Source organism: Salegentibacter salegens (assembly GCF_900142975.1).
Lineage (GTDB): Bacteria > Bacteroidota > Bacteroidia > Flavobacteriales > Flavobacteriaceae > Salegentibacter > Salegentibacter salegens.
The window spans coordinates 3,586,234-3,609,603 of sequence record NZ_LT670848.1; the positions used below are offsets into that span (position 1 = coordinate 3,586,234).

At 36.8% G+C, this 23,370-nt stretch carries 21 protein-coding genes and 1 tRNA gene; 11 read left to right on the top strand and 11 right to left on the bottom strand.

What is annotated here, in order from left to right:
* The first annotated feature begins 49 nt into the window (after window positions 1-49).
* Genes B5488_RS15935 through B5488_RS15955 form a run of 5 tightly spaced genes read left to right on the top strand, consistent with a single transcriptional unit; the run spans window position 50 to window position 3,787 of the window.
* Complete coding sequence (locus B5488_RS15935) at window positions 50-664, top strand: hypothetical protein (protein ID WP_079736159.1); 615 nt, start codon at window positions 50-52, stop codon at window positions 662-664.
* Window positions 664-1,068 (top strand): hypothetical protein, encoded by a 405-nt coding sequence (locus B5488_RS15940; RefSeq protein WP_079736160.1) that lies wholly within the window; start codon window positions 664-666, stop codon window positions 1,066-1,068. The genes B5488_RS15935 and B5488_RS15940 overlap by 1 nt, the downstream gene beginning before the upstream one ends.
* A 6-nt stretch (window positions 1,069-1,074) precedes the next feature.
* Window positions 1,075-2,310 (top strand): nitrous oxide reductase family maturation protein NosD, encoded by a 1,236-nt coding sequence (locus B5488_RS15945; RefSeq protein WP_079736161.1) that lies wholly within the window; start codon window positions 1,075-1,077, stop codon window positions 2,308-2,310.
* A complete protein-coding gene (locus B5488_RS15950; RefSeq protein WP_079736162.1) occupies window positions 2,304-2,999 on the top strand; it encodes an ABC transporter ATP-binding protein in 696 nt (231 codons plus the stop codon). The genes B5488_RS15945 and B5488_RS15950 overlap by 7 nt, the downstream gene beginning before the upstream one ends.
* Before the next feature lie 5 nt (window positions 3,000-3,004).
* Window positions 3,005-3,787, top strand: a complete 783-nt coding sequence (locus B5488_RS15955; RefSeq protein ID WP_079736163.1) for an ABC transporter permease — start codon at window positions 3,005-3,007, stop codon at window positions 3,785-3,787.
* Window positions 3,788-3,793: 6 nt separating this feature from the next.
* Here B5488_RS15955 and B5488_RS15960 read toward each other — a convergent pair whose 3' ends face one another.
* The 4 genes from B5488_RS15960 to B5488_RS15975 all read right to left on the bottom strand — a co-directional run bounded on the left by B5488_RS15960 (window position 3,794) and on the right by B5488_RS15975 (window position 8,343).
* Window positions 3,794-4,390 (bottom strand): Crp/Fnr family transcriptional regulator, encoded by a 597-nt coding sequence (locus B5488_RS15960; protein ID WP_079736164.1) that lies wholly within the window; start codon window positions 4,388-4,390, stop codon window positions 3,794-3,796.
* Between the two features lie 82 nt (window positions 4,391-4,472).
* Window positions 4,473-5,681, bottom strand: a complete 1,209-nt coding sequence (locus B5488_RS15965) for a hypothetical protein (RefSeq protein ID WP_079736165.1) — start codon at window positions 5,679-5,681, stop codon at window positions 4,473-4,475.
* 292 nt (window positions 5,682-5,973) lie between these two features.
* A complete protein-coding gene (gene ric / locus B5488_RS15970; RefSeq protein ID WP_079736166.1) occupies window positions 5,974-6,696 on the bottom strand; it encodes an iron-sulfur cluster repair di-iron protein in 723 nt (240 codons plus the stop codon).
* A gap of 219 nt (window positions 6,697-6,915) precedes the next feature.
* The gene (locus B5488_RS15975) at window positions 6,916-8,343 is read right to left on the bottom strand and encodes an exonuclease domain-containing protein (RefSeq protein WP_079736167.1); all 1,428 of its coding nucleotides are present in this window, start codon (window positions 8,341-8,343) and stop codon (window positions 6,916-6,918) included.
* 593 nt (window positions 8,344-8,936) lie between these two features.
* Here B5488_RS15975 and B5488_RS15980 point away from each other — a divergent pair.
* Together B5488_RS15980 and B5488_RS15985 are read left to right on the top strand one after the other, a co-directional pair.
* Complete coding sequence (locus B5488_RS15980; RefSeq protein ID WP_079736168.1) at window positions 8,937-11,078, top strand: hypothetical protein; 2,142 nt, start codon at window positions 8,937-8,939, stop codon at window positions 11,076-11,078.
* Window positions 11,032-11,415 carry a hypothetical protein gene (locus B5488_RS15985; protein ID WP_146128783.1) on the top strand — a complete coding sequence of 128 codons (384 nt, stop codon included), beginning with the start codon at window positions 11,032-11,034 and terminating at the stop codon, window positions 11,413-11,415. The genes B5488_RS15980 and B5488_RS15985 overlap by 47 nt, the downstream gene beginning before the upstream one ends.
* Before the next feature lie 136 nt (window positions 11,416-11,551).
* On the opposite strand, the gene B5488_RS15990 is transcribed toward B5488_RS15985, so the two are convergent.
* On the bottom strand, window positions 11,552-12,790 hold the full coding sequence (locus B5488_RS15990; protein WP_079733433.1) for an IS256 family transposase: 1,239 nt from the start codon (window positions 12,788-12,790) through the stop codon (window positions 11,552-11,554).
* A gap of 159 nt (window positions 12,791-12,949) precedes the next feature.
* On the opposite strand from B5488_RS15990, the gene B5488_RS15995 reads away from it, so the two are divergent.
* Window positions 12,950-14,065, top strand: coding sequence for a DUF6920 family protein (locus tag B5488_RS15995; protein WP_079736170.1), 1,116 nt, complete (start codon window positions 12,950-12,952; stop codon window positions 14,063-14,065).
* Window positions 14,066-14,156: 91 nt separating this feature from the next.
* Window positions 14,157-14,669 (top strand): hypothetical protein, encoded by a 513-nt coding sequence (locus tag B5488_RS16000; RefSeq protein WP_079736171.1) that lies wholly within the window; start codon window positions 14,157-14,159, stop codon window positions 14,667-14,669.
* A gap of 265 nt (window positions 14,670-14,934) precedes the next feature.
* On the opposite strand, the gene B5488_RS16005 is transcribed toward B5488_RS16000, so the two are convergent.
* From B5488_RS16005 to B5488_RS16030, 6 genes are all read right to left on the bottom strand, one after another.
* On the bottom strand, window positions 14,935-15,261 hold the full coding sequence (locus B5488_RS16005) for a hypothetical protein (protein WP_079736172.1): 327 nt from the start codon (window positions 15,259-15,261) through the stop codon (window positions 14,935-14,937).
* Window positions 15,262-15,296: 35 nt separating this feature from the next.
* On the bottom strand, window positions 15,297-16,034 hold the full coding sequence (istB, locus tag B5488_RS16010; protein ID WP_079734150.1) for an IS21-like element helper ATPase IstB: 738 nt from the start codon (window positions 16,032-16,034) through the stop codon (window positions 15,297-15,299).
* Window positions 16,035-16,057: 23 nt separating this feature from the next.
* A complete protein-coding gene (istA, locus tag B5488_RS16015) occupies window positions 16,058-17,611 on the bottom strand; it encodes an IS21 family transposase (protein ID WP_079734151.1) in 1,554 nt (517 codons plus the stop codon).
* Window positions 17,612-17,745: 134 nt separating this feature from the next.
* Window positions 17,746-18,507: an ion channel gene (locus B5488_RS16020; protein WP_079736173.1), complete on the bottom strand. Its 762-nt coding sequence runs from the start codon at window positions 18,505-18,507 to the stop codon at window positions 17,746-17,748.
* 246 nt (window positions 18,508-18,753) lie between these two features.
* Window positions 18,754-19,599, bottom strand: coding sequence for a universal stress protein (locus B5488_RS16025; protein ID WP_079736174.1), 846 nt, complete (start codon window positions 19,597-19,599; stop codon window positions 18,754-18,756).
* A gap of 251 nt (window positions 19,600-19,850) precedes the next feature.
* Window positions 19,851-21,242, bottom strand: coding sequence for a dipeptidase (locus B5488_RS16030; protein WP_079736651.1), 1,392 nt, complete (start codon window positions 21,240-21,242; stop codon window positions 19,851-19,853).
* A gap of 111 nt (window positions 21,243-21,353) precedes the next feature.
* Here B5488_RS16030 and B5488_RS16035 point away from each other — a divergent pair.
* Window positions 21,354-21,435: transfer RNA gene (locus tag B5488_RS16035), tRNA-Leu, on the top strand.
* A 697-nt stretch (window positions 21,436-22,132) separates the two neighbouring features.
* Window positions 22,133-22,972, top strand: a complete 840-nt coding sequence (locus B5488_RS16040) for a DUF2652 domain-containing protein (protein WP_079736175.1) — start codon at window positions 22,133-22,135, stop codon at window positions 22,970-22,972.
* The last annotated feature ends 398 nt before the right edge of the window (window positions 22,973-23,370 follow it).

Here is a 23,370-nt window from a genome sequence, read left to right on the forward strand (position 1 = left end):
ACACTGAATTACATAAATCTCCAAATCTTGATTTACAAAATATAAGCTTATGAAACGATCTGCAATTTTAATGATTCTCGGCTCGCTACTCTTGTTAGGCCTGTTTTATTTCCCATTATGGAATATTCAACTTGGCGCGCCCCAATATCCCGATCCTATGGGAATGGATATTTTTATTAGCGGGATAGAAGGTGAAGAAGAGTTTGATATTCAGAATATAGATGGGGTAAATCATTATATAGGGATGAAGAAAATTCCAACACCAGCAGAAATGTGGGAATTTCAGGTTTTCCCGGTAGTAATTGCGGGAATGGCTGTACTTGGAGTGCTATTAGGGGTTTTAGGTTTTTTTAGAAAAATTCACCCTTCCTGGTTTTTAGGTTGGTTTATTTTAATGCTTGTACTTGGATTACTGGGAATGTACGATTTTAACAACTGGTTGTTAGATTATGGTACCGATTTAGATCCTAAAGCCATTATAAAATTAACCGATTCAGAAGGCAATCCCATCAACTATAAACCACCATTATTCGGTACTCAAAAAATTCTAAACTTTACCGCTCATTCTTATCCAAGAACCGGCGCTTACCTAATGTTTGCCGGCATGTCCCTAACTTTGGTGGCCTGGTGGATACGCAAAAAAGCTTTAAAAACAATTAAATAATGAAATTCTCATTTTACATATTAGCTATAGTATTTGTTTTTTCGGGCTGTAGTTTTGAACCTGAACCCATCAAGTATGGTGAAGACAATTGCCATTTTTGCCAAATGACTATTGTAGAGCAGGCTTATTCGGCCCAATTGGTGACCGATAAGGGTAAACAGTATAAATACGACGCTATAGAATGTCTGGTAAACGATATGCATCAGAGAGGCTACCAAACCTCTTTTCTTTTAGTTTCTAATTACGATAAACCCGGTAATATGCTATCGGTTTCTGAAGCCGGCTTCATACAAAATGATAGTTTAAGAAGTCCTATGGGTGCAAACCTGGCGGCTGTTAAAAAGGAAAGTCGTGAGAGCGAAGAACTTCAGGATTGGGAAGAATTGAAAAACAATTTTAAGTAATTTATAATGAAAGCGGTGCTCTTCATATTCCTTTCTTTTATTAGTTTCAGCTTTTATGCCGCAGAAATTACCGTTTGTAAAACTTGCGAAATCAGTTCGATAAAAAAGGCTATTGAAGTAGCCAAAACCGGTGATACGATTAGGGTGAAACCAGGAATTTATAAAGAAAATGATATTGTTTTAAAAGATAAATCTTTAACTATAATTGGAGAAGGTTTTCCTGTGATTGATGCTGAAATGCAAGGTACAGCAATTAGTGTTAGCGGTGAAGCATTTAAAATTGAAGGTTTTAAGATCATCAATATCGGCCGAAGCCATACCAGCGATTTTTCTGCAATTTTAATCAGTAATTCCACGAATTTTGAAATTAAGAACAACCGTTTCGATAATATTTTCTTCGGAATTTTAATTGAACGCTCTAACAACGGGCGCATTATTGGTAATAACGTAACTGGCAAAGCTAAAAGCCAGGCTCATTCCGGAAATGCTATTCATCTTTGGAAAACTTCAGAAATGCATATTGAAGATAATCACCTGGAAGGCGTTCGCGACGGAATTTACCTGGAGTTTACAGACGATACCGAAATTATAAACAATGTTTGTAGAAATAATTTAAGGTACGGGCTTCATTTTATGTTCTCAGATGGCAATACCTATTCCGGAAATCTCTTTGAAAACAATGGCGCCGGAGTAGCCGTAATGTATTCTAAAGAAATTTTAATGTATCGGAATACTTTTAAAAATAACTGGGGAAGTGCATCTTATGGCTTGTTGTTAAAAGATATAACCGATTCTGAATTGAAACAAAACACCTTTGAGGAAAACACCGTAGGCATTAGTGCCGATAATACCAGCCGAATAGATTATATAGAAAATAATTTTAAGAGTAATGGCTATGCGGTGAAAATTAGAGGTGGCTGTTACAGTAACGTTTTTAAACGGAATAATTTTTTATACAATTCTTTTGATCTTACTTATACCGGCCATAGCAACGAGAATACTTTTAACGGGAATTACTGGAGCAATTACTCCGGCTACGATCTCGATAAAGACAATTTTGGAGATATCCCTTACAGGCCTGTGAGTTTGTTTTCTTATTTAGTAGACAAAACGCCAGAAAGCATTGTAATGCTTAGGAGTTTGTTTATAGACCTGATTGAATTTTCAGAAAAAGTTTCTCCCATTTTTACCCCGGCCAATGTGCTGGACGAACAACCTTATATTAGAAAAATACAATGGTAACGGTAACGAATCTTCATAAGCGTTTTGGTACGCAACAAGTTTTAAACGGGCTAAACCTGGAGACCAATGTCCCGGGAATAATTGCGGTGCTTGGCCCAAACGGTTCAGGGAAAACCACGCTTATTAAAAGTTTGTTGGGTATGGTGATTCCGCAAAAAGGAGAAATCGCTGTAAATGGCAGGGAAATTCGCCGTCAAAGTGACTACCGAAAAGAAATTGATTACCTCCCGCAAATTGCCAATTTCCCCGGAAATCTTACGGTTAAAGAATTAATTGGGATGATTAAGGATTTAAGAGGAAAACCGGCCCGGGATAAAGAATTAATTGCATTTTTCGGGATAGACGGATTTCTTGATAAAAAGCTGAGTAAACTATCTGGTGGTACTCGCCAAAAAGTGAATATCGTACTGTGTTTTATGTTCGACAGTCCGCTGGTAATTTTAGATGAACCTACTTCAGGACTGGACCCGGCTTCTTTAATTAAACTAAAAGAGTTGTTGCAAAAGGAAAAAGCAGCCGGAAAAACAATTATTATTACTTCTCATATTATGAATTTCGTGGAAGAAACGGCTGACAGAATTTTATTTCTTTTAGAAGGAGTGATCTACTTTAACGGTAGCATTACCGAGCTAAAAACACAAACCGGCCAGGATGATCTTGAACACGCTATTGCCCAAATTTTAACCTAAAAATTATGTTTAAAATTCTAAAGTACAGTTTTTTTGATCTTTTTAGAAGTAGGTGGAGTTTTGTTTATTTCTTCTTCTATCTGTTACTGGGTTTGGTGTTATTATTTTTAAATAACGACCTTTCTAATGCGATCATAACCTTAATGAATGTTGTTATTGTTTTAGTGCCACTCATCGGGACTATTTTTGGGATTATGTATTTCTATAATTCACGGGAGTTTACCGAACTGCTTTTAGCGCAACCCATAGCCCGTAAACATATTTTTTTAGGGCAATATTTAGGCGTAGCTATTTCACTCGCCCTAAGTTTGGTTTTAGGGCTGGGAATTCCATTTATAATTTACGGGTTATTTGAATCTTCAGCAATTTGGGATTTCCTTTCTTTATTGGTAGTAGGTTCTTTTCTTACCTTTATTTTTACCGCTCTTTCCTTCGGAATTGCGCTTAGGTTTGAAAATAAAATTAAAGGTTTTGGGATGGCAATTTTAATGTGGTTATTCCTTGCGATTATATACGACGGAATATTCCTCTTGCTTTTAATGTATTTTCAGGAATATCCTTTAGAAGATTTTGCGTTGGCTGCAAGTGTGCTAAATCCTATAGATCTAAGCCGAACATTAATATTGCTGAAGTTGGATATTTCAGCACTACTGGGATATACGGGGGCAGTTTTTAAATCATTTTTCGGCACAACCAAAGGAAGTATAATAAGTTTTGGCGTACTGCTGGCCTGGGTAATTTTGCCGGTTTGGGGAATGCTACGCCTGGCTTCAAAAAAAGATTTTTAAACCGAATTAGCGATAAACTTTTCCGCTTCTAATTTTTAATTCGCCTTTCTTTTCCAGGCCTTTCATAGCCCTGATTACGGTTTCTACTCGAAGCCCGGTTAAATCGGCGATCTGTTGGCGGGTAAGGTTTACTTTAAATTTAAACTGTCCTTCAATTTGATGTACATAGCGCTTTAAATAATCCAGGATCCTAATAATTCTATGTTCGGGATCCTGACTCGAAATTTCAGAAACCATAATCGCTTTGTAGAAAAGCCTTTCGGCCAGCGTGCGGGTTAGTTTTAGGTGGGTTTCGGGATGTTGTGTAAGCAGTTCCAGGAAATTCAATTTTGGCAGTTTTAAAACTTCAGAAGTTTTTATAGCTTCAGCATTGGCGGGATATTTTACATCGGCGAGCAAGGGTGGTTCGCCAAAAGTTTGCCCGTCAGTAAACATTCCCTGTATAAACTCCTTTCCGTCGGCATTATAATTATTCATCTTGATCTCCCCGGAAATAATCTGAAAAAAATTAAGCGCAATTTCTCCTTCTCTAAAAAGCTGGTCACCTTTATGGTAGGTTTCTCTTGAAGCTCCAAATTCCAGTAAAATATTTTCCGCAACCATATTTTATATTTAATCAAAACAAACTTATAAAAAACGAGAAGACCAAACATAGATTAAAATGATAAAGCTTAGCAATTCTTTATTATCTCTTCAATAAATTCACTCCCAAAATCCATCCCACGGCAATAGGTATTAGGGCACTTACTAAAACCAGTAACAGAAAGTAATCACCAAAAAATGGCAGTCCTAACCAAAGCACCAGGCCTTTGTAGAAAATTAGTGCTTCTGAAATTATAAATCCGCTGAGGTAAACGTAAAAAGCCTTTTTTGGGATATGTAGTAAGTTTAACCAGTTTAGAAAAGCGAATAAAGCCAGGGAAACAAACCCCAGGAATACCCAGTGCAAATAGCCAATTACAAAATCAAGATTATTAAAAGCCAAATCGGCGAAAAATGGTATGGCGCTAAGGCTTTGCATTAAAATTTTACCGATTAGCAATATTCCTGAAATCATTAAAATTCGATAATTAAATGAGCTTAATCCCGATTTTAGAAGATTTTTATTCCGCAGTATAAATGCGAAAAGTTGGTAGAAAGCCATTAAAAGTAGCATTACCCCGAGTCCGCCCAGTAAGTAAAAAACTAACGGAGGATTTGTCCAATACGTAGAAAGGAAAAAACTTAAAATAACCCCTGAATTTAGCAGCAGAAAAAAATGCTTAAATTTTTTTGCGCCGAAATCTATGTTTAATTTTTGAAAGAGGTAAAATAAAATTCCCAGCAGGCCCACTAAAAACCAAGCATTATATTGAAAATGCAAATAAAAATACACAGAGAGTTTATACCAAATTGAGGTATTGCCCAGTGTGCTCATAATGGCTCCCAGGGCCCAGGGACCTATGCTGGAAAATACCATATACCAAAGCGCTGCTTTTATAAGTTTACAACTATGAGTTTTGCTATGCTTTTTTGAAATGTTACGCAATACAAAAGCTGTATAGAAATAGGAGCAAAAAAGAAAAAGCGTTGAAAAAATAATGGAAATTACTGCATAACCCTGAAACGGAAAACTAAACAACATTCCTAATAAACTAATATTTGTAGCCAGGAAAATATAGAGGTACTTTTTAGAAAGTTCGGTTTTATGAAAAAACAACCTATAAATAATTCCGGTTAAAGCGAGATACACCCAACCCAATAAAGCAATGTGGGAATGCGCGTGAAGAATATATTTATAATTCCCGGGAACGGGAGTTACGTAAAATAATCTCAGAAAAATTCCCAGCAAAGCGGCCAGGAGAAAATAGGCGATGGCGATTTTGTGATGAGCTTTTAAATCTACACGTAGCATAGGCCGAAAGATACTAAAAAGATAAGAAGTTAGCTTAGAAATTGAACTATGAACGCCAGTACGAACAAAGTGAAGTAATCTCTCCCGGTTTGACTAAAATCTACAGATTGCTTCTCCCAATAAAAATCGGGATCGCAATGACGATTTTTGGCAATATATGGTGCAATTATTAGCAAAGATTAACCCCGAAACATTGCTGTTACGGGGTTTCTTCAACACAATTAAAAACATTCTAAAATAAAAAACTAAATTTCACATAGGTATTGGGGGGAATCCTAAAGTGAAACTACCTTTAACCGTTTAAACTGCGTTCAAGCTCAATGGCCTTGGGGAAAAGTATGTTATTTTCTAAATGTACATGGTGGTGCAAATCGGTTTCAAATTCTTCCAGTTTTGCGTAGAATGCCCTGTAAGTATTACAGGCCCAGTCAGGGTAATTATAATTATCGCTTAATTCTGAAATTTCTTTAAAAATAGCCCCGGCATCATCGTGCTCGGTTTCCATCATTTTAATAGGATTATCAATTTTTCCAAATTGCGGTTGTGGCACCGTTGTTCCTTCTTCCTTCGCTCTTACCAGTTTCTTGATAAATGGAAACAGGATAAGTTCTTCTTTCTTTAAATGGGCGCTTAATTCCTGGGCAACTTCGGTAAATAACTGCTGAATTTTTATAAGTTCAGGTCTCTCGTGACCGTGCACTTTGGCTACACGTGCCGCATATTGAATAAGTAAGGGAATATTCTCTTCAACATAATGGTGATGTACATTTATAATATGATCGGTTAAGAAATCCAGTTTCCAGGTTTTATAATCGTACCCAGGAGTGGGAACTAAGGTGGTATCCTCTAATTCTTTCTCCAGTACCTCAAGGCTCACATTAGCTTTTGCCGCAGCCTGGGCTAAACTAATTCCGCCACCGCAACAAAAATCGATTCCGTATTTTTTAAACAGGTGTGCGTTTTTAATATTTTCGGTAACATAATCGGCTACGGTTTTAACAGTTTCGGTATTCATAGTAATAGCTTTAAGTTGAACAATATTTCTATACAAATATCTGCCTTGTCTACCTGCTATTTTATGAGTCTGGTCATAAGCCTAAAATTTCACTTAAAATCCTTTAAAATTGACTTGAAATTCAATCAAACTACCTCGCTAAACGCTTCCGATACGCCTTAAAGCCAAAGGTTCTTTATGCTTGAAAAAAATGAACTATCTAAATAATTAGCCCAGGTTTTATCCAAACCATGCTTCTGTCTCGCGTTCTTCAACCTCTTCCCCGGTATCCAGGTTTAAGCGGGTAATATTTGTTTTTGTATTTAAATACCGGTTCACAATCCTATCGGCATAACTGGAATTTGTTTGCGGAACCAGGTAATCTTCAAACTGTTCGGGGCCATTAAAATCATCTGAATTCTCTACAAAACCATAGCCGGCATAGCGACCTTTTTTCAGATAGATAAAAGATTTTTCAGCTTTAGTTCTTCCTTTTTCTACCAGCAGGCAGGAGTCTTCATATTTATTTATATAATCTACAGCTTTAGAAACCCGCCGGTTGTATTCCATTTTATCAATTTCTCCTTTACACATCCCGCTACAGCTGGTTATTTTGTAATGGCTGCAGTGCGAAACACCGGTTTGCAAACCACAATACCTGGGGCATAATTGAAATTCCTGGCAAATATATTCCAGGAATTTTATAGCTTCCTCGCGGGTGTAAAATTTCATCCAACTTACCGGCGAAACTTTGTTTTTATGAATCACGAACTGCTCAATCCCTTTTTGATTATGATAGGAGGTGAGGGTATATGGCCTGCTCAGCTTTTTCTGAGCCTTGTTGAATTCAGGAAAGTATTTTAAGATTAACGCCGATTCCCGCAAGAGTGCCAGTAATTCACTGCCGGTAAGTTCGTAGTCTATGCTGTAAGTAGCCTGCATCAACTTATATTTCCGGTTAGATTTTTCCTGAAAGTGAGATTTTATCCTGCTCTTAATATTTTTGGCCTTGCCTATATAAAGCGGGATTCCGTCTTTATCCTTAAAGAAATAGACTCCGGTTGCAGCGGGTAATTCTTCTAAATCTGAATTTTTAAAATTGGGCGGAAGATAAGAGGCCGCCGTTCTTTGATTCAACAAAGCTTTAAAAACTTCATAGTCGGGATCTAAGACCTGGCATCGGTTAAAAAGCGTAAGCGTTGCTTCACAATCGCCGCGAGCCCTGTGCCTGTCGGTATGCGGAATATTAATAGACGTACAAATATTTCCCAGGCTATAGGAAAAAAGTCCCGGAATAAGTTTCCTGGCCAGTCTTACTGTACACAGGCGTTTTCTTTGAAATGGGAGATCCAGATTATTAAATTCTGCTTTAATAATATTGTAATCGAAATTCACATTATGGGCTACAAAAATGCAATCTTTGGTAATTTTATCAATTTCAGAAGCTATTTCTGAAAATTTTGGCGCATCGGCCACCATGTGATCATTGATGTTGGTAAGCGTTTCAATGTATAGCGGTATCTCGGTCCCGGGATTTACCAGGGAGCTATACTCGTCTATAACTTTTCCGTTTTGTACCACCAGCACGCAAATTTCGGTAATTTTATTTCCCTTAATCCCGCCGCCTGTAGTTTCAATATCGGTTATAGCAAATTTCACATCTTTCATGCGACCAAATTATAATTATTTCCGTAAGTTTAAAAGGAAAAAATACTAAATAATGGAAATATTCCTTACTGAATATGTGTTTTTTCTTTTTTATAGATAAAAAATGACTTCTGAAGCGTAAAAGAGGTCTCGACTGCGCTCGACCTGACAAGGATGTTGGTTCGTCAAACTGAACTTGTTTTAGCTTCTAACATGAAATGAACTCGACCTGATATGGCTGTTTCAGTTTTTTGAAGTCGTCATCCCGAATTTATTTCGGGATCTAAGTTCTGCTATAGACTTTATTGGGATTGAAATATTTTCCCCGTAATTCCTACAAAAATTTAATCTTCTTCTTATATTGTTAAAAATTTAACAGCGGTAGATTTTATTAAATAATCTACCAAAACAGCCATCCCTACAGGTTGTTTAGTTAATCAATAACTTATATTTCTGAATTTTTTTGGAATAAGCTTACTTATTCCGGAAGTTTTAAAATGCAAATTTCTGCGCGATCCACGGTAGGGATTATCCGGGTAGAATTGCTGTAAATGGAATAGGAAATAGATTATATATAATGAGTCATGCACAATATCAGAAATAATCAATCTTAAATGAAACTAGATATTCACGTTCACACTCGCAAAATTAAATCTGGCGATGCTCCTACAAGAAATATTGAAACTGAGGAATTTGTTGAAATAATAAAAGATACAGATGTCAAAATTCTTGCAATTACTAACCATAATCATTTCGATTTGGCACAGTATGAAGAATTTAGGGATGGGGTTGCCGACAATTGTATTATTTGGCCCGGTATTGAACTTGACATATGGGAAAATGAGAAAAGAGCACATTTAATAGTCATTTGTAATCCAATAAACTACCAGGAATTTAGTACAGCTGTACAAGAAATTCTAGAAGGTAAAAATCCAGATACTTTTACCATTTCATTAAAGGAAACAGTAGAAAAATTTGATCATTTAGACTGTATTTATATCGCTCATTACTTTGTAAAAAGACCAAATTTAGGAGATGAAGAATTAGATATTCTAATAAACCTAGTTGAGAATTCCAAAAGGATATTGAAGGAAGCTACAAATTCCATTTCTGCAGGAATATATATTAGTCACGGACATAATTCGATATATGGTTCTGATGTACAAGATTGGGCGCAATACAGAACGATTTCAAAATCACTTCCAGAATTAAGATTACCGGTTGAAAGTTTTGAACAGTTCTGCTTATTATTAGAAAAAGATGAAGCAACAATAAATACCTTATTAAATAAAAAGAAAAAAGAAAATATCGAAATTGCTCCATTCAACAATGCTGCAGAAATAATCAGAATAGATATTTATAATGATATTAATATTCTCTTCGGATCAAAGGGAACTGGAAAAACTGATATTCTGGAAGCTCTTTCTAGATATTATAATGCTAAGGGTTATAAGACAAAGGTCTATAAATCTAATGACTTACATTTAGATTATTTATATGACTTAAAAGGTAATTCCATAAATTATAATGTTACAGATTTCGATATTGACGATTGTAAAGATGAAATTAAGTTTCTCAAAGAGGTAACTGAGGAGCAAGTTACTAGTATTAATAAATACCTACTTCATTTCTCAGTTGATCAAACCAATAAGATTTCAAAGAAGTTGAAAGTAAAGAACATTGCTCAGAAAGATGAAAAACAACCAAATAGAAAATTAGAAGAAGTAAATTTAATATTTGAAGAATTTAAATCTTTTCAAGTTTATATAAAATCAACGGATGAACTAGAGGGTTATATTGATAAAGATTTATTGAGTGATCTAGAAGTTTTAATGGACAAAATCTTAAACCAACTTAATCAAAAAAACGAGGAAAGATTCATAGAATCAAAAAGTGTAAGATTATTAAATCAGTTAATTGAAACGTTTATAAACGAAATTTCAAAAAAGACAAATCAGCCTCCAAAACCAACTAAGACGGGATTTGCAAATTATGCAAGTAACCGGCTCAAAATAGAGTATATAACACAAAAAATTCTGTCAAATATAAATACAGAGATTGAGCCAATAATCGAAAATGTTGGAAGTCTAGGGGAAAAAGGTGAATTACTTTGTAAAACTAACCTAGTTGTTCAAAATGGAGATATCACAGATAGTAAATTTTCATCAGTTCAAAAACATAATAAATCACCGTTGAAAGAATTTTCAAAAAAAATTAAATCAATCGGAAAACACATTTATTTAAACAATCTATTTGAAAAAATATCAGGACTGAATGACACTGAGAATATTGAGAATATAACATCTCTAAGTGATTTGCTATTATTTTATAAACATTTCACCATAAATGATGAATTTTATAGTCCATCAAATGGCGAATCATCTATGATCTTGCTTTACAAAGAACTTAAAGAGAATAAAGAAATTTATCTAATTGACGAACCCGAAAAAAGCTTAGGAAATGATTACATAAACGATGAGATAGTCCCGCTATTAAAAGATAGAGCTTTATTAGGTAAAAAAGTTATAATTGCAACTCACGATGCGAATATCGCTGTTAGAACTTTACCCTATAACTCTATCTATAGACTACACGATAAAAATGAATATTTTACAATGACTGGAAACCCATTTTCTAATTCACTCACTTGTATTTATGATTCAAGACCTGAAGAAGACTGGAAAGAAATTAGTATGAAAACATTAGAAGGTGGAAAAGCCGCTTTTGGAGAAAGAGGAAAAATATATGGAAACTAAAAAAGCTAAAATCACAAGAAGTGATGATAAAACTATTCTATTATTAGAATTAGATGAAAATTTAGAAATTGTAGTTACTGAAGATAATCCTAATAACATCAAAACAGCTTTCAACAAATTAATTATAGAATTAAAGAAAGGGTTATTTGAATTTGAACTTGAAGATGACAAGGACGATTTATATAATAATATATGTAGTGAATATTTGAATCAACTCAACTCAGAAATGATAAGCGTTTTTGAAGAATTGGAAGATTATGAATTATTAGATTTAGAGGAAAAAGTTGAAAAAGATGACAATGAGGGTGAGCAGGAAGAAGAAGATGATCTACTCTAAAAATGATTTTCGATAGATACTGTACATAACAACCATTCATCATAAATAACGGAGATTACCGTAAAAGTGTAATTGGGAGTGTTAGCTCAACTCTGTCTGCTTCTTCTCCCGGGGGTACCCCCGGGAGAAGAAAATTTTAGTTTTTCGTTTCATTGGTGGCTAAGTCCAACTCTAGCCGACCTTCAAATTTAATAGCTAATTGTTGAACTACCAAACCCCAGTTCTGCAGTGGGGCGTTCCATTTCTTTTCAATTCTTCTGGTAGCTAGGTAAACCAGCTTCAATAGTGCCATATCATTGGTAAAAGCGCCTTTGGTCTTGGTTACTTTTCTTACCTGCCGGTGAAAAGCCTCTACGGCATTTGTGGTGTATATGAGTTTTCTAATGGGTGCGGTATATTCAAAATAAGCACTCAATCGGTCCCAGTTATCATTCCAGGAACGGATCACTATGGGATATCTTTTGCCCCATTTTTCTTCCAGATCCAGTAAAGCCGATTCAGCCTGGTCTTTGGTGTCAGCCTTGTACACCAGTTTAAGGTCTTTCATAAAATCTTTTTGATCCTTACTGGCCACATACTTCATACTATTGCGGATCTGGTGGACAATACATAGCTGAATATCAGTCTTGGGATAAACAGAATGAATGGCTTCACTAAAGCCCGTAAGATTATCCGTACAGGCAATCAGAATATCTTTTAAGCCACGGTTGTTTAATTGGGTCAGCACCTGAAGCCAAAAATTGGCCCCTTCACTTTCCGAGATATACATACCCAGCACTTCCTTTCTTCCAGCTTTATTTATTCCTAAAATATTATACAAGGCCTTGTGCTTTACTTTGCCTTCTTCGCGTACCTTGAAGTGCATCGCGTCGAGCCATAGGATGCAATATACCGGCTCCAAGGGGCGATCCTGCCATTCCTTAACCTTGGGAATCACCCGGTCCGTAATATCACTTAGAACGTGTGTGGATATCTTGGAATCATACATTTCCTCTATATGAGCTGAGATATCCCGCAGGCTATTGCCCATCCCGTACATGCCTATAATCTGCTTTTCTAAATTATCGGCCAGGATACGCTGGCGTTTCGCTACGATCTCCGGCTCAAAGGTACTGTTACGATCCTGGGGCGTGTTAATGGTGACGTCCCCTTGGCTGCTCTTTAGGGTCTTTTTGCCTTTGCCATTACGCTTATTACCTGCTTTTGAGCCTTTTTCTTCATCGGAAAGGTGCGAAGACATTTCTGCTTCCAGGGCCTCTTCCATAAACTCCCTAAGCATTGGAGCAAAAGCGCCGTTTTTGCCGGTTAGGGATTCTCCTGATAAAAATTGTTTTAATGCTTTTTCCTTTAATTCCTTAATCTCTTCTTGTGTCATAATCTAGTCTAAAAATTTTAATTTAATTTTCAAAGTCTAGACAGACTTGAGATTACACCCTCGTGTAATTTTAGAAACCAGGAAAGAAAATGCTTAGGGCGGCAGGTACGCGCCCCCAATCCCACATCTTTCGTAGAATGCTAACCACAAGTAAAAGAAATGCGAATAGCTTTAATCATATTGATTGGACTCCACGGAATCATCCATTTGATTGGGTTTTTCAAAGCATATCGCATAGCTGAATTTAATGCGATTTTACAACCAGTTTCAAAAATTTTTGGAATTTTTTGGTTCTTAACATTTCTGCTTTTTGCTATTACCGTTATTTTAATTCTGATTCATTCTAATTATTGGTGGTTAAGCGGTTTTTTAGCGGTGATTTTTTCCCAGGTTTTGATCTTCAACTATTGGTCTGACGCAAAGTTTGGGACACTCGCAAACCTAATTATATTATTAGCGGCAATTGTTGCCTATTCAGATTTCAACTTTAAGAATCTAATCAAAAGAGAAAGAATAGCGCTATTTGAAAATTCGCAACTTATAACAGGGGAAATTGTAACCGAAAAGAGATTGCAGGACTTACCGGCAATCGTTCAAAAATGGTTGACTAATAGCGGAATGATAGGTAAACCATCAATTTCAAATGTTCATTTAGTTCAGGAGCTACAGCTCAAAATGAAACCCGAACAAATAGCTTGGAATAATGGTACGGCAGAACAATACTTTACCATTCAACCTCCGGCTTTCAATTGGAATATTAATACTGAAATGAATTCCATATTGAGCGTAGTAGGTAGAGACAAATTTGAAGATGGTAAAGGCGAAATGACAATAAAACTTCTTTCACTTATTCCGGTTGCAAATGCAAAAAATGACGAAAAGGTAGACCAGGCGACTTTGCAACGATATTTGGCGGAAATTGTTTGGTTTCCTTCAGCTTCCTTAAGTCAATATATAAAATGGGAGCCTTTAGACGAGTATTCTGCGAGGGCAACTATGGAATATAAAGGAGCAAAAGGTTCAGGAGAATTTCATTTTGACGAACACGGGAATTTTAAAAAGTTTGTAGCGATGCGTTATCAAGATGCAAATCATACTGAACCTACCGCATGGACTGTAACTGCCACCAAAACCGAAGAAATGAATGGAATAAGAATACCTGTTGAATGCGAAGTAAGTTGGGAATTGGAGAGTGGCCCATGGACTTGGTTAAAATTGAAAATCAATGACATTCAATACAACGTGAAAGAAATGCCGGTGGAAAATCCCGGTTAAGTTCCGAAGATGATTCTAATAAGATAGGGATTCGAAAAAAATGATTAAAATCCTCACACAACTAGTAACAACAAAAATTTGCCCATAAATTATGATTTGGTTTAACCTCAAGAAACTGGAAAGACTGTTAATCCAGAATAAAATAACCGAAGCAATTTCTTATCAGTATTTACTGGTTTTCCTGGTATTGATCACCTTAGCCGCAAATGCACCCGAAACCGACTTTTCACATTATGGCTGGGAGATCTCTTATGTTATCCTGGAGTTATTGATTACTATTGTAGGAACCTATTTGGTATTTAAGGTAAATTCAGATGGAGATAACCGCGATTTCCTGAAACGCTATCTTTCGCTCTCCTTTGTTAATGGACTTCGGCTGGCTTTATTCGCTGTAGTTATTAGCCTGATTTTTAAAATAATCATGTTTGTAATTCCGCTGGATCTCTGGCATAGTATCAATGATTTCTTTGGTGAAGATTTCGGGGATTTTTTCTTCCATATTATGCTCTCTCTTGTCTTTTATTTGCTGTTAATGGCTTCTTTTAAAAGAGTAAATTCAGGAGGAAGCGAGGAAAAAGCTGCCATACAACCTGATTTAAAGTAGGCTTAGCTGCCATTGGTGTTTTATAGGGTTTCAGAATTAAAAAAGTTTTTCTAAGCTTTATACTATTACAGCAATAATGGCCTTGATTACCCAAAGTATGATCCTAGCAAAAGCTAAGGAAACTTTTCAGCTTAAAATACCGGGATTGGGGTGATTTTTTGTGAGAAGCTTGAAGTAAGTTCTCGATATGATTTTTTAATGCTACCGCCTCAAAAAATCGAACTGACGCACCAAAAATCTGATGTATATTAATAAACAAACCTCGTTACTTTTCTGCCAGCACATCTTCCCAATCCCAGCCGTCTTTTTTAATATAGCCCAGTAATTTACCCCGGCGTTTGTTGAAATCTTCATTTTTGGGGATTCCGGGATCTTCGTCAAAATTCGACTTTAATTCATCGGGTAAATCATTAAAATAATCAAAGTCAGGCGGATCGTCTGCCAGCGATGTATAACTTTCGTGAAGTCTCACCGCAAGATTATCCATAGCTCCCCGTAAAACACGCCAGGTAAATGCATTAGCCGATTTATCTAAATGATAAGTGGCTATTTCGGAGTGATGGTGCCACCTGTTTCGGTCAAACAGTGCCACTTTAAAAGATACTGCAATTATATAAAAAATTAATCTTACTCGTTCTTTAAAGCTCCTTTTCTTAGAGATTCTCCTTTAAGGTCGATCCGATGTGAGGAGTTAACGATCCTGTCCAAAATAGCGTCTGCTATAGTTCCTTCCCCAATAATATCATACCAGGCAGATACGGGTATTTGTGAAGATATAATTGTGGAAGCTTTGTTATACCGGTCATCGATGATATCCATAAGGGTTTCCCTGGCGTGGTTATCAAAACTCTGCAGGCCAAAGTCATCCAGGATCAGTACATCCGCTTTGATGAGTTTCCCAAGTTCCTTAAGATAAGTGCCATCCACTTTACTCAGTTTTAATTTCTTAAAAAGGCGGGCAGTATTGGTGTAAATGGTTTTGTATTCCATCATACAACCCTGATGCCCTAAAGCTTGGGCCAAGTAACTTTTACCAACCCCGGACGCCCCTGTAAGGATAATATTCTCCTTTCTGGTGATAAAATCCAGTGTCCCCAGACGGGTAAACATGTTCTTGTCCAGGTTGCGTTGCTGGGTGTAATTCACATCGGCCAGGTTCGCCTCTTGTTTAAAGCCGGCCTGTTTTAAGAGCCGCTCTATCTTCCGGTTCTGCCGGTCTTCCCATTGGTGATCGATCAGCAGTGCCAGGTATTCATCAGCAGTGATGTTCTCTATACGATTGTCCTTTATGTGCTGCAGGTGCAACTGGGCCATAGCCCCCAGGCGCATTTGTTTTAGTTTTTCAATAGTCTGATTGTTGTTCATATTCATTGGATTTAAAGGGTTTATTATTGATATGCAGAAGCACCCCGCAAGTTATCGTGTTCTGGGATGTGCGGTTTATCTTCTTCGAGGTCCTGGTAAAACAAGGAGCTTTTGTCCAGGTTATTTTTCAGGATATTTTTAATGCGCAGGTAAGTAGCCGCGTCTGCTTGCAAAGCTCTTTTACAGGCATCATCCAATCGCTGGGAGCCATAGGATTTATGAAGCTGGATGACCCCCATAGCTCGTTTGTATCCTATTTCCGGATAGTCCACTGCGGTGATTATTTGCTCGATACAGCCCAGCACGTGCTTGCCATGTATGGCCGCTTTCTTTTTAAAAAATTCAGGGCTCCAATCGCTATAGTATTTATGTGTACTGCTTAAATGATCTTTGTTGGTATTATAACTGCCTTTTGATGGGTTGCGCTGGTGCAGGGCGATCCGCTGATGATAATAATATACTTCAACCACGGAACTGGTATAATGGATGGTGGTTTCTTTTCCTATGTAACGATAGGGTGCGCTGTAATAGCTTTTATCCGGGGAGAAGTATACATAGCCTATTTTCTGAACCTTTGCCCTTCGGTACCCTTTCAGTTCATAGACTGTCTCTGGCAGGGGCTTTAGGTATTCCCGTTCCACGGATTGGAAGAGTTCCCTGCGACTGGCTTCTTTGCGAGAGAACAACAGGTCATTGTACCGCTCCAACAAGCGTTTTATCTCCCGGTTAAGATCTTCCAAAGAGAAGAAGCTCATCTCCCGAAGGGGATAATAGATCCGCTGGTAGGCAAGGTTTACGGCATTCTCCACCAAAGCTTTATCCTGTGGGGCATAGCCCCGGGCAGGATTGATCACACAGTCGTAATGCCGTGCGAAGTCTTTAAAACTCCTGTTGATGTCAGCCTCATACCTGCTGGCACGGGTAACCGCTGATTTTAAGTTGTCGGAGACGATGGCTTTAGGAACGCCTCCATAAAAGTGCAGGGCATTACAGCAACAGGTAATCAGGTCCTCACGTTTCTGGCTTTTACAGGCTTCCACGTAAGTATACTGGCTGTTGGGAAGGATGGCTACAAATACTTCTACCGGGATCAGTTCCCCGGTTTCTCTATCAATAATTTGGAGCTTTTTGCCGGCATAATCAATAAAGACTTCATTCCCAGGATCGTGTTCAAGTTTCATCGAACCTTTAACCTTGGCATATTTGCGCCGGTAGTGTTCCATAAACTGGGTATAACCATAAGGATCTTTAGCCTGCGCTACATATTCCTGATAATGGTATAAAAAAGTAAATCCTGGATGATTCCGGGCCTTGTTGACCCCCTCAAAATATAACATTAGTTCCTCATAGCGAGGGTTATCAATAGTAGTGTGCGTAGGAAAAAGCTTTTCTAAGCCAGCATTATCAAGGGCCAATAATTCCTTAAGAGAAGAACCGCTGGCCTTGAACAGCCGCATATAAGTATTTACCGTATTGCGAGAGATCCCAAGGGTGGCACCTATTTTACGGTTGCTAAATCCATCGAGATGTAAGGAAATAATTTGTTTTAAGTCCATTGGATCAAGTGTATTGGCCATATCGCTTGTTTTTAAGCGACAAGGTATTATTTACTTGATCTTTCAAAGTGGCACAAAACGAACCGATATAGGCTTAACTTAAAACCAAAAGTGGCACAATTTGAACCGAAATGCCTGGCACTAACCGACCGAAATCACTGGCACAAATCGATCCGAGATATCCAATAAGCCTCCTGTATATTTAAAGCTTCATCTAAAATAGCGAGATTCAATCTTATATTATGCGATCGTTTGTTGGTATGAAAATAATGCAGAATAGGATAGGCAAGGTGATGCTCCCCGTGTTTTAAAAGCATAGTTTCCAAATTCTGTAATCGGGAATATAGTGGCGAAAAATCTTTTCCGTTAAAACCTTTATTGATAATTTCTTTTGGAGATCTTCCCAGCTGATAGATATAAACGGCAAGTGTTCTTTTATCTACAACCGCCTGGAGTACGGGCAGTAAATAGGAGATCCCCAAACTTATAAAGATCATACTATTCATCCCCATAATGTTTGAAACAATCCGCCAAAAGTCAGATCCCGCCCTAAGATCGCCGTTTCCTAAAGAAGTGAGGGTGTACCCAACGTAATAAATATTCCCGATAATATTAGCATTTTCACCGGTACTACTTTCTACAACCGAGTTGGGGTCTGAAAGGTAAATTAAGCTGTAACCCACCCAAATTAAGAAAATCCACATAGCTACAAGGCCCATTAAAATTGTTCCGCCCGCAAAATTAAGTACAGGCGCGTTACCCTTGCCACGGGCAATTTTAAAATATAGCCACCAGATTTTTCTTGAGGTATAGGAAGACAACCTTCCGCCACCATTTATATATAGAATAGTTTTAAAAATGTCTATGAGAGCAATTACAAGAATAAATATCCCTAAAGGAATTAGCAGATAACTCATCTTTTTTGGTTGGTTGTGGTTTGCAACTCAAATTAGGAAGTATTGCTGAAAATCTGTGTTTAAGGAAACTTAATTCTTTGTGAAATGATGCAAAGAGGAAATTTTAAAGAACACTACCTGCCTTTTTAATACTGCATTATTTCTTAAGCCACAAAAAACATAAGTTTTATAAGGGTTTATGAATTTCACGCGGAAAAATTCAGCAATATTTTTTCAGATGAAAAGAGAAGTCGGTAATATCATTTTTTACTCCAATTCCTTTAAAATTAATACGGGAACCCTGGGGTTAAAATCTATTTCCTCCTTAAATCGCTGCGAGAATAGTTTGCTAAAAAAGCCCTGTTTACGTTTATAAAGTGCCAGGAAGTTACTGTCCCTGCTTTCAATAAATAGATGAATCCCGGTAGTTTCAGTAGTTTGTGTGAGCTTATGAAAACTGAAATCTACATCAGAAAAATAAGTTTTTAGTGCTTCTTTGTTTTGTTCCTGCTCTTTACTTAGCGTTCTGCCATCGCTATCAATATACAAGATTCTAATGCTGGCGTTTAAATTTTCGGCCATATCTATGAGCGCCGCTACCTCTTTATTTTTAAACGGGAATTTATAATTGGTAGGAAAAACTATTTCTCTATTAGAAGCCGGTAATTCCTGCATTTTTTCCGGAAGAATTAAAAAAGGACAGTCTTCTACCTTTTCGGTCACTTCAGAAATTTCATTTTCAAAGGCCGCGTTTATCGATACATTTTCACCGCGGGAAACCATTAAAATCAAGTCTATATTATGCGCATCTATAGTTTCCTGGATGGCCTCAACAAGATCTTTATTACGGGAAATAGTTTCAAATTTATGCTTCTGATTTTCTTTTCTGAAGTTTAAACCCTGAAGAATTTTCTGCAGTCCATTTTCAGATTCAGCCTTGGCCGATTCCAGTTCTGCGCTATGATTCCTCTTCAATGAAATTCTTACAGGAACTTCATAAGCGTTAAGAATATAAAAAGTACAGGGAATATTTTTGTAAAGACTCAAAGCATAAACCAGGGTATTCCAGGCGTGCTTGGTGAAATTGGTAGGAATAAGAATTTTCTTTTCCATAGAATAAATCGAATTTTTAGGCAATCCCTGTAAATATACTAAAACTTATTTTCCAATATTTTCATTTTTATGCAGAAAAGCGGCGTTGTAAAATGAGATTGAACCAAAAAATACGTCATTCTGAACTCGTTTCAGTATCTAACATGTTTTATCAAGAACCTGGATTCTGAAATAAATTCAGAATGACGTCATTTTTGGACAAAAGCAGCTATAAGATTTTCATTACCTAAAAAAGTGAATCTCATTACAATTTACTCCTGCTTCATTTCAGTAAAATATTTATAAAACCACGGAATAGTTTCTATGCCTTTTAAGTAATTCCAGATCCCAAAATGTTCGTTAGGGGAGTGGATGGCATCGGTATCAAAACCAAAGCCCATTAAAATGATCTTGCTTTTAAGTTCTTTTTCAAACAAAGTCACAATAGGAATACTACCACCGCTTCGCTGCGGGATTGGGGTTTTTCCAAAAGAGGCTTCATAAGCTTTACTCGCTGCCTGGTAGCCAATATTATCTATTGGAGTCACATAGGCCTGGCCGCCGTGATGAGGTTTCACTTCAACTTTAACCGCATCTGGAGCAATGCTTTCAAAATGTTTTTTAAAGAGTTGGGTTATTTCTTTCCAGTCCTGGTTGGGCACCAATCGCATAGATATTTTAGCAAAGGCTTTTGCCGGAAGCACCGTTTTAGCACCTTCACCAATATACCCACCCCAGATTCCGTTTACATCTAAAGTTGGGCGAATGGAAGCTCTTTCTAAAGTAGAATAACCGGCTTCTCCATGAACATCTTTGATATCAATTTTTTTCTTGTAAACTTCTTCACTATAAGGAGCTTCGGCCATTTTAGCCCGTTCTTCTTTGCTTAATTCTTCAACCTTATCGTAAAACCCGGGAATAGTAATATGATTATTTTCATCGGTTAAAGAAGCGATCATTTTACTCAAAATATTGATAGGATTGGCCACCGCACCGCCATAAAGCCCTGAATGCAGGTCACGATTTGGCCCGGTAACTTCAACTTCAATATAAGAGAGTCCGCGCAGGCCGGTGGTGATAGATGGCGTGTCTTTGGCGATCATCCCGGTATCAGAGATAAGAATTACATCGTTTGCCAGCTTTTCTTTGTTGTTTTCTATAAACCATCCTAAATGTTCACTTCCTACTTCTTCCTCACCTTCAATCATAAATTTCACATTGCAGGGCAGCTCGTCGTTTTTGGTCATGTACTCCAGCGCTTTTACGTGCATAAACATTTGCCCTTTATCATCGCAAGCCCCGCGAGCAAAAATTGCACCATCTGGATGAATTTCGGTTTCCTTGATCACGGGTTCAAAAGGAGGGGAGTTCCAAAGGTCTAAAGGATCTGGCGGTTGCACATCGTAATGCCCGTAAACCAAAACCGTGGGCAGGTTTTTATCTATAATGCGTTCTCCATAAACCACAGGGTGACCCGGAGTTTCACAAATCTCGGCAGAATCACAGCCTGCATCCAATAAATTTTTCTTTAGCGCTTCAGCGGTTTGCAACATGGAATTTTTGTAGTTGGAATCGGCGCTTATAGATGGAATTTTCAGTAAATCAATGAGTTCGTTGAGGAATCGCTCTTTATTTTCTTCCACGTAAGATTTGATGTCTTTCATTCTTTGAAATTTTGATTGAGATAAAGGTAAAAAAAATATTTCCAGACTATTTGTGAATTGAAACATTTATGTATATTTGCATCCGCTTACAACAAGCAAACATATTGAAATGCGGGCGTGGTGGAATTGGTAGACACGCTAGACTTAGGATCTAGTGCCTTACGGTGTGAGAGTTCGAGTCTCTCCGCCCGCACAAAGGGATAAGCCGACTTGAAAGAGTCGGCTTTTTTGTTTGGGTAACACAGAGGTAACACATTTTAGGTGTTTTTCTTTATTTTTATTCAGGATTCACAGGCTGCCGTCTTAGCCTACTTTATTTACTATGTTGTGAATTGCTTTCAGAATTGTATTATTTCGGGTTTTTTACTGAAAATTCTTCTGCTAACCTAAGTAGATCCTGTGGATTGAAAGTTATCACCTTTATTATTTATGGAAAGCGCACGACTGACCTTATAATAATTAAAATCTACGTTTAATGGGTAGGCAAGGTCAGGAGCCCGATTCTATATTTCAGTAATCTTATCATATATAAATGAATGATTTTAGATTGAAAACCCCTATTTGAAATCTTGGACTACATCACTTTCCAAGATTTCATATCAATCACTTTAAAACTGCACAATTAAATTCTACATTTTTCACAGCTCAGCTTTTAAAAAGTCATTATATAAAATGTGCTCCCATATCTACCATAACTTTCGCCGGATCCTAAAATTAAGTTTTATCTTTTTGACTTATAATTTAGCAACCACTGCATTTGTAAGCTATTGTTAGATAGCGCGGCTAATAGAATTCAACTATGAAAAGAATTATAACCTCAAGAATATTTTAGATAACCGAAAATATAGATTCCATTCGATGGTTATTTAATTGTATATAAACTGTTGTAGATGAAAAAAAATTATTGGGCAACTAAAAAAGATAAGGCATTTTATTTTATCCCTGATATCAGTGGTTTTTCACAATTTGTGGAAAATACGGCCATTGAACATAGCATTCATATAATATCTGAGTTGCTTGATATTCTATTGGATAATAACGTTTTAAATATGGAACTGGCAGAAATAGAAGGAGACGCCCTTTTCATGTACATCGATAAGGATATATCCTTTGTTCAAATTGAAAATCAGGTTTCTTCTATGTTGAATGCTTTTCAGGAACATCTCAAAAAATATGAACATCAAAGAATTTGCAACTGCGGTGCTTGTGCCACCGCAATTAATCTCAAGATCAAATTTTTGGTGCATAAAGGAAGATTAGATTTTATTCGGGTAAAAAATATAAAAAAACCTTACGGGCAGGACGTTAATCGAATCCATCGCCTGCTAAAAAATGATGTTCCCCTAGATGAGTATTTATTGCTTTCTAACCCTACTCTGGAGTATTTGGAAATAGATGCTGAAGGTGCAGAATTCATCAAAATAGAGAGTAAATACGATATTCATATTCTTCCCTATTATTATAAGGCATTAACCACTTATAAAACAACTACAGAGCGAGCAGAATCCAAGGATATAATTCAAATAAAAGAAAAAGCTGATTTTACAATAGAACAAGATATTAAGCTTCCTGTAGAAAGAGTATTTGAGCTTATCAGTAATTTTAAATACAGAAAACTTTGGGATACCTCACTTACAGAAATTGAATATGATGAAGGCCGGGTAAATAGGCCTGGAGCGAATCACACTTGTATTATTGGAAGCCGTAAAATGCAATTTAAAACCATTTAAATAGATAGTAAGGCAGACCTTTCTTATGGAGAAAGCACCTCCAATTTACCGATGACCAGTAATTATAGATTTTATATTCTTTTAGATAAATTAGACTCCACCACGACAAGAGTGAAAATTCTTAATTATTTGAAGTTGAACTGGATTGGGAAATTCAGGAAAAAATCTATTTATAAGAGACTTGAAACAAAGTGGGATATAAAGATGAAAAAGCTGGAAGAAGTGGGTTTGAATCAAAATAAGGTGTTAGATAGTAACTTCCAATTTTAAATTAAAAAAGAGAAAGGTTAGAAGTTCAAATCCCAATTTCCTTATAAAATGAACACGTAATCGGCATTTTTAAGTGTATATTTTAATAGATACCTTTCGTTTTTATTAACTTAGAATAAATCCTGAAA